The sequence below is a fragment of the Photobacterium sp. OFAV2-7 genome (genome assembly GCF_022347985.1).
In the GTDB taxonomy this organism is placed as follows: domain Bacteria; phylum Pseudomonadota; class Gammaproteobacteria; order Enterobacterales; family Vibrionaceae; genus Photobacterium.
This window is the reverse complement of record NZ_JAKRFQ010000080.1, coordinates 1-10,140: the sequence shown is the minus strand read 5'-3', so window position 1 is coordinate 10,140 and position 10,140 is coordinate 1. Positions and strand designations below refer to the sequence as shown.

General features: G+C 52.7%; 7 protein-coding genes. 4 read left to right on the top strand and 3 right to left on the bottom strand.

All coding sequences use genetic code 11. From position 1 onward, the window contains the following. Positions 1-319: 319 nt before the first annotated feature. A complete protein-coding gene (gene purL, locus MHN01_RS07380) occupies positions 320-4,225 on the bottom strand; it encodes a phosphoribosylformylglycinamidine synthase (protein ID WP_239410730.1) in 3,906 nt (1,301 codons plus the stop codon). A gap of 463 nt (positions 4,226-4,688) precedes the next feature. Here purL and mltF point away from each other — a divergent pair, with 463 nt between their 5' ends. After that, on the top strand, positions 4,689-6,176 hold the full coding sequence (mltF, locus tag MHN01_RS07375; protein ID WP_370646450.1) for a membrane-bound lytic murein transglycosylase MltF: 1,488 nt from the start codon (positions 4,689-4,691) through the stop codon (positions 6,174-6,176). Positions 6,177-6,402: 226 nt separating this feature from the next. Next, positions 6,403-6,555, top strand: coding sequence for a hypothetical protein (locus MHN01_RS07370; RefSeq protein WP_160654465.1), 153 nt, complete (start codon positions 6,403-6,405; stop codon positions 6,553-6,555). A gap of 90 nt (positions 6,556-6,645) precedes the next feature. On the opposite strand, the gene tadA is transcribed toward MHN01_RS07370, so the two are convergent. Further along, complete coding sequence (gene tadA, locus MHN01_RS07365; RefSeq protein WP_370646449.1) at positions 6,646-7,167, bottom strand: tRNA adenosine(34) deaminase TadA; 522 nt, start codon at positions 7,165-7,167, stop codon at positions 6,646-6,648. Between the two features lie 370 nt (positions 7,168-7,537). Here tadA and MHN01_RS07360 point away from each other — a divergent pair, with 370 nt between their 5' ends. Beyond that, positions 7,538-8,668 carry an S-(hydroxymethyl)glutathione dehydrogenase/class III alcohol dehydrogenase gene (locus tag MHN01_RS07360; protein WP_160654459.1) on the top strand — a complete coding sequence of 377 codons (1,131 nt, stop codon included), beginning with the start codon at positions 7,538-7,540 and terminating at the stop codon, positions 8,666-8,668. An 87-nt stretch (positions 8,669-8,755) separates the two neighbouring features. Next, positions 8,756-9,601, top strand: coding sequence for an S-formylglutathione hydrolase (gene fghA / locus MHN01_RS07355; RefSeq protein WP_239410728.1), 846 nt, complete (start codon positions 8,756-8,758; stop codon positions 9,599-9,601). A 73-nt stretch (positions 9,602-9,674) separates the two neighbouring features. On the opposite strand, the gene MHN01_RS07350 is transcribed toward fghA, so the two are convergent. After that, on the bottom strand, positions 9,675-10,140 hold a 466-nt coding region (locus MHN01_RS07350), incomplete at its 5' end, for an AbgT family transporter (protein ID WP_239410727.1).

Below are 10,140 nucleotides of genomic sequence, written 5' to 3'. Positions count from 1 at the left end.
TCCGGCTTGCCCTGAAACGGGACGACGTCAGCACGATAACGGGCAACAAAGCTTCGGATTGCATCCTGTTCGGCACCGTCGTGATCAAGCAAGGTATTATCAAGATCAAAAAAAATCATACCCCCTCCTGTGAACACCCTACCCTCAGCTTAATCACACTTTATCCACAAAGGCGAGTAAATTCAGCGAAAAAGGTTAGCCAATACAAACTTTACTACTGACATGCCTAATGTTTAATCAACCTCTGCCATTAAAACACCCGAAAATAAAAAACCGCTCCGAAGAGCGGTTTTAAACTATTGCGAGGTCAAATCAGTGCCTAGCCAATATTGACGCGGGCATTGCGGAACATACGCATCCACGGGCTGTTCTCGTTCCAGTCATCCGGATGCCAGGAGTTCGCCACGGTACGGAATACACGCTCTGGGTGCGGCATCATGATCGTGACGCGACCATCCTGAGTTGTCAGGCCTGTAATCCCGTTTGGAGAACCGTTCGGGTTCGCCGGGTAATTCTGGGTCACGTTGCCATAGTTATCGAGATAGCGCAGGGCCACAGTGCCTGATTGCTCGATCGCATTCAGGTGCTCACCATTTCGCACTTCGACTCGTCCTTCGCCGTGAGAGACCGCAATCGGCATCCGAGATCCAGCCATGCCATTAAAGAACAGAGAATCGCTCTGCTGGACTTCTACCAGGCTAAAGCGGGCCTCGAAGCGCTCTGATTCATTGCGCACAAAGCGAGGCCACAGATCGGCACCCGGGATAAGCTCACGCAGGTTAGACATCATCTGACAGCCGTTACAGACACCAAGAGCGAAGGTGTCATTGCGATGGAAGAAGCTCTCGAACTGCTCACGTGCCATGTTGTTAAACAGCACAGACTTCGCCCAACCTTCACCGGCACCCAGAACGTCACCGTAGGAGAAGCCGCCGCAGGCAACCAAGCCATTGAAACCGTCCAGTTTTACATTGCCCGACAGGATGTCGCTCATGTGGACATCTTTGGCGTCAAAGCCAGCGCGGTCAAATGCCGCCGCCATTTCAACATGAGAGTTCACACCCTGCTCACGCAAAATAGCCATCTGCGGCTTAGCACCTGTCGAGATAAACGGCGCAGCAATATCTTCATTAATATCGAAGCTCAGCTTGGTCGACAGGCCTGGATCCTGGCTGTCTTTCTTGGCTTCGAACTCCTGTAGGGCACCAGCCGGGTTATCACGCATTGCCTGCATCTGGTAGGTTGTTTCTGCCCAGATAGTACGCAGTTCAGTACGGCTTTGCTCCAGGACACGATCATTGCCGTTCCAGATACGGACAACATCTTCGTCAACCACAGTACCAATCACATGGCTACAAGCCTCAAGGCCATTCGCAGCGAGCACTGACTGTACGTCGTCAAGATCGTCAGTGCGTACCTGAAGCACAGCACCGAGCTCTTCGTTAAACAGCGCTGCAAGCACATCGTCGCACTCGTCTGCATCGGTTGTATTGATATCAACTTCAACACCGGTGTGGCCGGCAAATGCCATCTCAGCCAGCGTCACGTACAGACCACCGTCACCACGGTCATGGTAAGCCAGCACTTTTTCATCCCGAACCAATGCCTGTACAGCCTCAAAGAAGCCTTTCAGCAGCTCAGGGCTATCGACATCAGCCGATTTGTCGCCCAACTGCTTGTATACCTGCGCCAGCGCCGTCGCGCCCAGGCGGTTCTTGCCACAACCCAAATCAACCAACAAGAGTGTCGACTCGCCTTTATCGGTACGCAGCTGAGGCGTTACGGTTTTGCGGACATCTTCAACCCGGCCGAAGGCGGTAATGATCAGAGACAGCGGCGAAGTCACTTCTTTCTGCTCGCCGTTCTCTTCCCACTTGGTCTTCATCGACATCGAATCTTTGCCGACAGGAATGGTCAGGCCAAGGGCCGGACACAGCTCTTCACCCACAGCTTTAACGGCTTCGTATAAACCAGCATCTTCTCCCGGGTGACCGGCAGGCGACATCCAGTTGGCCGACAGGTTAATCCGCTTCATGTCACCGATATCGGCACTGGCAATATTGGTGATCGCCTCACCGACAGCCAGTCGAGCTGACGCACCGAAGTCAAGAAGCGCGACAGGGGTGCGCTCACCCATCGACATCGCCTCACCATGGTAAGTGTCGTAGCTGGCAGCCGTAACGGCACAGTTTGCTACCGGCACCTGCCAAGGACCCACCATCTGATCGCGAGCCACCAAGCCGGTTACCGTGCGGTCACCGATGGTGATCAGGAACGTTTTCTCGGCAACTGCCGGCAGACGCAAAACACGGTGAGTCGCGTCTTCTAGCTCGATCCCAGTGCGGTCAATGGCTTGGCCTTGCGCTTTCTGGGTTTTCACATCACGATGCATTTTCGGCGGCTTACCGAGCAAAATATCCATCGGCATATCGATAGGCGTATTGTCGAAATGACTATCTTCGAGTGTCAGATGACGCTCTTCGGTCGCTTCACCCACCACGGCATAAGGTGCACGCTCACGCTGACAAATGGCATCAAACACAGCCATATTCTCAGGCGCAACGGCCATAACATAACGCTCTTGTGACTCGTTACACCAGATCTCCAGCGGACTCATGCCCGGCTCATCATTTGGTACATCACGCAGCTGGAATTTGCCGCCGCGCTCGCCATCATCCACCAGCTCCGGCAAGGCATTGGAGATACCGCCGGCACCCACATCGTGGATAAAGGCAATCGGGTTGGCTTCGCCCATCTGCCAGCAGCGATCGATCACTTCCTGACAACGACGCTCCATTTCCGGGTTTTCACGCTGCACCGAGGCAAAATCCAAATCTTCTGCCGACTGACCTGATGCCATCGATGATGCCGCCCCGCCACCGAGGCCGATATTCATCGCCGGGCCGCCCAGCACAATGAGCTTGGCCCCTACCGGGATCTCTTTCTTCTGCACATGTTCGTCGCGGATATTACCCATACCACCGGCAATCATGATCGGCTTATGGTAACCACGGATCTCCTCGCCATTGTGCGAGTCCACCTTTTCTTCATAGGTACGGAAGTAGCCCAGCAGGTTCGGACGACCGAACTCATTGTTGAATGCCGCGCCGCCCAGCGGGCCTTCCAGCATGATATCCAGGGCATTGACGATTCGGCCCGGTTTGCCAAAATCCGTCTCCCATGGCTGCTCGAAACCTGGAACACGAAGGTTAGAGACGGTAAAGCCGACCAGGCCTGCTTTAGGCTTGCCACCAATACCGGTTGCGCCTTCGTCACGGATTTCACCGCCGGACCCGGTTGAGGCTCCCGGCCAAGGCGAAATCGCCGTTGGGTGGTTGTGAGTTTCCACTTTCATCAGGATATGTGCCGCTTCCTGATGGTAGTTATATTGACGCGAGTCCGGGTTCGGGAAGAAACGGCCAACATGGGAGCCTTCCATCACCGCAGCATTGTCTTTATAAGCAGACAGCACATAGTCGTGGTTCTGCTCGTAGGTGTTCTTGATCATCTTGAACAGTGACTTTTCCTGATCAACACCGTCGATCGTCCAGTCAGCATTAAAGATTTTATGGCGGCAGTGCTCCGAGTTGGCCTGGGCAAACATCATTAGCTCGATGTCATTCGGGTTGCGGCCCAACTTGGTGAAGTTCTCAACCAGATAATCAATCTCATCCTCGGCCAGTGCCAGGCCAAGGCTAACATTGGCCTCTTCGAGTGCCTTACGGCCACCTGCCAGGATATCGACATTTTGTACCGGCGCAGGCTCCGCCTGCTTGAATAGCGCACTGGCCGCTTCCATCTCGGTAAAGACGACTTCCATCATGCGGTCGTGGATCAGGCCCTTAAGCTCGGCAAGCTGAGTCTCGGTCAGAGCCGTGGTTGTTTCAACATAATAAGCCGTACCACGCTCCAGACGTTTAATCGTCTCCAGGGCACAGTTATGGGCAATATCCGTTGATTTTGAAGACCATGGAGAGATAGTTCCAGGACGAGGGGTAACCAGTAGCAAGGTGCCTGTCGGCTCGTGCTCTGCAATCGTTGGACCGTAGGTTAGCAGGCTTTCCAGCTTGCTTTGCTCATCAGCATTCAGGGGAGCAGATACATCAGCGAAATGCATAAACTCGGCGTAAATGCCTGACACAGGCAGATCTAACTCGCGGCAACGCTCTAATAGCTTGTTAACGCGAAACTCAGACAGTGCGGGTGAACCACGCAAAATTTCCATGTGCGTACGTCTCTCGATTAGCAGTTGAATGAAGGTGATATTGGCCTAACACCCAGCTCAATCACTGGGCTAATTACGTCAATGCCACCTTTTTCACCAAATTGACCCGAGGCGAGTAACTCACGATGGAGCGTAGTATAAGGGAATTTTTTTTGTGACGTAACACCTGACGCAACCGTTTGCGTGTTTTTTTTTCATTCAGGTGTAAATCAAGAGGAAGAAAGCCAACTTTTGCTCAAGGAAGTCGCCGTAAGGGCGATACTTTCCAAGATAGCAACGCAAAACCAGCATCGAGCAGGTACACTTAGTTGTATTTCAAAACGGAAAATTCCTCACAGTGGGCTACTGAGCGACTTTGCTGATATGACGAGCTTTGGTATAAAGAACACCTAATTATAATGATGAGCACATGTTGTTGAACAATATTCGATTAATCCCTTCCCCCCGGTACGTGATTGCCATCATGCTGAGCCTGTTGCTGCTTAGCGGATGTAAATGGCTAGAACCTCCTGCGCGCAGTGATCTGGAGAAGATCCGCGAGAGCGGCGTATTACGTGTCGGTACCCTGAACAACCAGCTAGCTTATTTTATCGGTGCTGACGGCCCGACCGGGCTGGATTACGAACTTGCCCAGCGATTTGCCGACAAGTTGGGGGTAAAGCTGGAAATGCAGCCGATGTTTACCCTTGCCGGTCTCTTTCCCTCCCTTGAGCGGGGTGACGTGGATATCATCGCAGCCGGGCTGACCATGACCGATGATCGGTTGGAAAATTTCCGGGCCGCACCAGCCTATTACTACGCCAGCCAGATTGTGGTCTACAAAAAAGGCCAGTGGCGCCCTCGTGATACCGAAGATCTTTCGCAGAACAAAGGCTCGCTGACTGTCGTTAAAGGCTCCAGCCATGAGAAAAGCCTCAATACGCTGAAAGTGCTCTACCCGGATCTGAAATGGCAAGCCGTTGAGGAAACCGACAGCGACGACCTACTGCGGATGGTTGCCAAAGGCGAGCTGGACTACACCATTGCCGATTCGGTCGATGTCGCCCTCAGCCAGCGCATTCACCCAGACATCGCCACCGCCCTGGAACTGACCGAAGACGAGCCTATCGCCTGGTTTGTCAACAAAACCACAGATGACAGCCTGTATGCGCTGCTCATCGAATTCTTTGGTGACATGCAGCAAAACGGCGAACTGGCCAAGCTGGAGGAAAAGTATTTCGGCCATGTTGCCACCTTCGACTATGTCGATACCCGTGCCTTCTTGCGCGCCATCGAGAAAAAACTGCCGCGCTGGGAATCGCTCTTCAAGAAATATGCCGAAGAATTTGACTGGCGCCTGATTGCTGCCCTGTCCTACCAGGAATCGCACTGGAACCCCAAAGCCGTTTCGCCAACCGGTGTCCGCGGTATGATGATGCTCACCCTGCCGACCGCGAAGTCTGTCGGGGTGAACAATCGTCTGGATCCCGAGCAGAGTATCCGCGGGGGGACCGAATACCTACGGAAGATGATCAACCGGATCCCGGACAGCATCGCCGAGCATGAAAAAGTCTGGTTTGCCCTGGCCTCCTACAATGTTGGTTTCGGCCACCTGATGGATGCCCGGCGCCTGACCAAAACACAAGGCGGCAACCCGGATGCCTGGAGCGATGTAAAACAACGCCTGCCGTTGCTACGCCAGCGTAAATACTACACCCAAACGCGCTACGGCTATGCCCGTGGTGATGAAGCGCTGAACTATGTCGAGAATATTCGTCGCTACTATCAAAGTATTATCGGCTACGAGCAGGCGCATAATCAGCAACCACAGCAGCAGGACATTGCGGTAATCGATGATCTCCACACTATCACCCCGCCAGAAACACCTGAGGTAACCCCTCGGGAGGCAGGAAGCAACACGGAAGCCGACATTGTCGATAAAGCGAAACCAACCAAAACGGCCAACAACTAACATCCCGAACGCCCCCCAACAGCCCTACTTCGGTAGGGCTTTGTTTATCGGACAATGAGTCACACGTACAGCGTCTCTTGATGCAAGAGTAAGTACAAATCTGCGACTTTGATCATTCATAATCCGTGCTATTTAGGTAACAATCGAACCATTAATCAGGCTCGCCTAACAAGCCTATCCCCTTCTATATCCGGCAGCTAATGCCATTGCTTTATGGGAAGAACCGATGCGATTTTCCAGACAAAAAAAGGCCGTAAAAAGCCTGAAACAGCGAATGACCTCGATCGCAACCCGGCGTAAACGCTTGAATGCCAATATTCGTAAAAAGATCCTCTGGCGCCAGCGCAGCTACGTGGTTGCAGCCAGCATTGTCAGCTAACTGCAGGCTGGTTTCACATCATTACTCCACAGCTAAACGACAAAGCCCGGCATCGCCGGGCTTTGTCGTGATTATTGGCAGTAGTTGCCGTCAGGCCTTGGCTGGATGTTCATTAAGTGCTGCTTGGCGAGCCTTCTTTTCCGCTTTTTTCTCTGCACGGCGACGCTTGAAGAAAGCCTGCAACTGGGCACGGCACTCATCAGCCAGTAAACCTGATTCGCAGGCCACATGGTGATTTACCTGATCATAGCTCAGCAGATTCATCACGCTGCCAGCCGCTCCGGTTTTCAAATCACAGGCTCCGTAGATCACTTTTCCCACCCGGCTGTGTACCATCGCCCCGGCACACATCGGGCAGGGTTCCAGTGTCACATACAAGGTAGCGTCTAACAGTCGGTAGTTCTGGATCACTTTGCCGGCCTGACGCAATGCCATGATTTCCGCATGGGCCGTTGCATCATGCTGGCCGATGGAGCGGTTCCAGCCCTCGCCGATCACCTGGCCGTCATACACTACGACCGCCCCGACAGGCACCTCACCTTCTTCCTCGGCTTTGGCTGCCAGCTCAATAGCGCGGCGCATAAACAATTCGTCTTGGCTCTGATCGGTCACGGGATCTCTCAAATCATACTTTCAGTATCAGGAATCGCATTATAATGCCAAGCCCAGCTAGCTCCAACCGTCAGGGCCCGATGACTTAAAGCCTGCTCGAATATCAGCACCTTGCCTGATCCCTTCTAAATAGATTATTACTACCTGGTAAAAGTAATTTACCTAACAGGGCAATTATCATTTATTTTGAAACAAATATAATGCTCACCATCACAACGAGAGACGTTAGGTAACAATCTCTATCGTCGACAGCAAATTTCTTTTCTACAGTGTATTGATACCGCCCGCGATATTTTTGTTCGTTCAACCGGTCAAAGCGCGATAAGACGGGGCTCTGTAGACACCTAATCATTAGAGAAGAGAGTGCAGAATGTCTGATCAATTTATCAAATCCAAAGCCGCTGTTGCCTGGGGCCCTAATCAGCCACTGTCAATCGAAGAAGTCGATGTCATGCTACCAAGAGCAGGAGAAGTGCTTGTCCGCATCGTCGCAACCGGTGTTTGCCATACCGATGCCTTCACACTTTCTGGCGAAGATCCTGAAGGCATCTTCCCGTCGATTCTCGGCCACGAAGGCGGCGGTATTGTCGAGCAAGTAGGTGAAGGCGTAACCAGCGTCCAGGTCGGCGATCATGTTATTCCACTTTACACAGCAGAATGTGGTGAGTGTAAGTTCTGTAAGTCTGGCAAAACCAACCTGTGCCAGGCAGTACGCGAAACACAGGGCAAAGGCCTGATGCCTGACGGCACTACCCGCTTCTATAAAGACGGTAAACCGATCTTCCATTACATGGGCTGCTCAACATTCTCTGAGTACACAGTACTGCCGGAGATTTCGCTAGCCAAAGTCAACAAAGACGCACCACTAGAAGAAGTTTGCCTGCTGGGCTGCGGGGTAACCACAGGTATGGGTGCCGTGCTTAACACAGCGAAAGTTGAGAAAGGTGATACAGTTGCTATCTTCGGTCTTGGCGGTATCGGCCTGTCAGCCATCATTGGCGCGACCATGGCAGGCGCAAGCCGCATCATTGGTGTCGATATTAATGAAAGCAAGTACGAGCTGGCCAAGAAGCTGGGCGCAACTGACTGCATTAACCCGAATGACTACGACAAGCCTATCCAGGAAGTGATTGTCGATATGACAGACGGCGGCGTCGATTACTCTTTCGAATGTATCGGTAACGTCAACGTCATGCGCTCTGCGCTTGAGTGCTGTCATAAAGGCTGGGGCGAATCTGTGATCATTGGTGTGGCCGGTGCAGGCCAGGAAATCTCTACCCGTCCGTTCCAGCTGGTTACCGGCCGTGTATGGCGCGGTTCTGCCTTCGGTGGTGTGAAAGGCCGCTCTGAACTGCCTGAGATTGTTGAACGTTACATGGCAGGCGAGTTCGCACTGGATGACTTCATCACCCATACCATGGGGCTGGAAGATCTTAACCACGCGTTTGACCTTATGCACGAAGGCAAGAGTATTCGCAGCGTTATCCACTTCGACAAATAGTCCAATCGCCTATAGTACCTATCGGCGTAAAGATAAATCAGCGCTGCTCCGGCAGCGCTTTTTGACATATCAAAGACAAGCCATCTTATGACTTTAGAAAATATCAGTGCCAACAAAAGTTTCGGCGGCTGGCATAAACAATACCGCCACCACTCTGCTACCCTGAACTGCGATATGCGCTTTGCGATCTACCTGCCGCCCCAAGCCGCCAAAGGCGTCAAGGTGCCGGTCCTCTACTGGCTGTCCGGCCTCACCTGCAGCGACGAAAACTTCATGCAGAAAGCCGGGGCCCATCGCATGGCAGCCGAGCTCGGTATCGCCATTGTCGCCCCTGACACCAGCCCGCGTGGTGAAGACGTTAGCGATGATCCGGAAGGCAGCTACGACTTCGGTTTAGGCGCCGGCTTCTATATTAATGCTACCCAAGCGCCATGGAACCGCCACTATCGCATGTATGACTATGTGGTCAAAGAGCTGCCAGAACTTGTCGAGAATAACTTCCAAGTCAGCCAGCAACGGGCGATCAGCGGCCATTCGATGGGCGGACATGGTGCCCTGATGATTGCCCTGCGCAACCCGGAGCGTTTTACTTCAGTCTCGGCTTTCAGTCCGATCACCAACCCGGTTAACTGCCCATGGGGCAAAAAAGCCTTTGCCGGCTACCTGGGAAACAACCAGGACGACTGGAAACACTATGACAGCAGCGAGCTGATGAAACAGGCGAGCAAGCATGTGCCTGCGCTGGTTGATCAAGGCAGCAAAGACGACTTCCTGACCGAACAGCTAAAACCCGAAATGTTGCAGGCAGCCGCCAAGCACAGCAGCTATCCGCTCGAATTACGGATGCAGGAAGGTTATGACCATAGCTACTATTTCATTGCCAGCTTTATCGAAGAGCATCTTCGCTTTCATGTCAGACACTTCGAAGCGTAACCCGCCAAACAGGCCAAACGAAAAGCCCGGCAATTGCCGGGCTTGATATCTATTTAGAGTTTCAACCCTTAGATCAGAAACCTAGCGGAATGTTGAACGCAAAGAAGCCAACCAGAACCGCAGTCCACACGCTCAGGAACGTCAGCGAGTACGGCACCATCATTGCAATCACATCACCAAAGCTCAGCTCAGGCTTGTACTTACGCATAAATGCCAGAATAACACCTGCATAAGTCATCATCGGGGTGATGATATTGGTTGATGAGTCCGCGATACGGTAGGCAGCAGTCACCAGATCCGGCGTCATGTCCGGGTTAACCTGGTATAGCATAGGAACAAAGATCGGTCCCAGCAGCATCCATTTCGACGTCAGGCCTCCGACAAACAGGTTGATCACCGCTGTTGTCATGATAAAGCCGATGATCAGCAAAATTGGATAATCCTGCAATCCCAGCGAGCCGAGGAAAGAGGCACCAAGATAGGTAACATACGTACCCAGCCCGGAAAAGCCTAATAGCGCCAGAAAGTTATAACAGAAG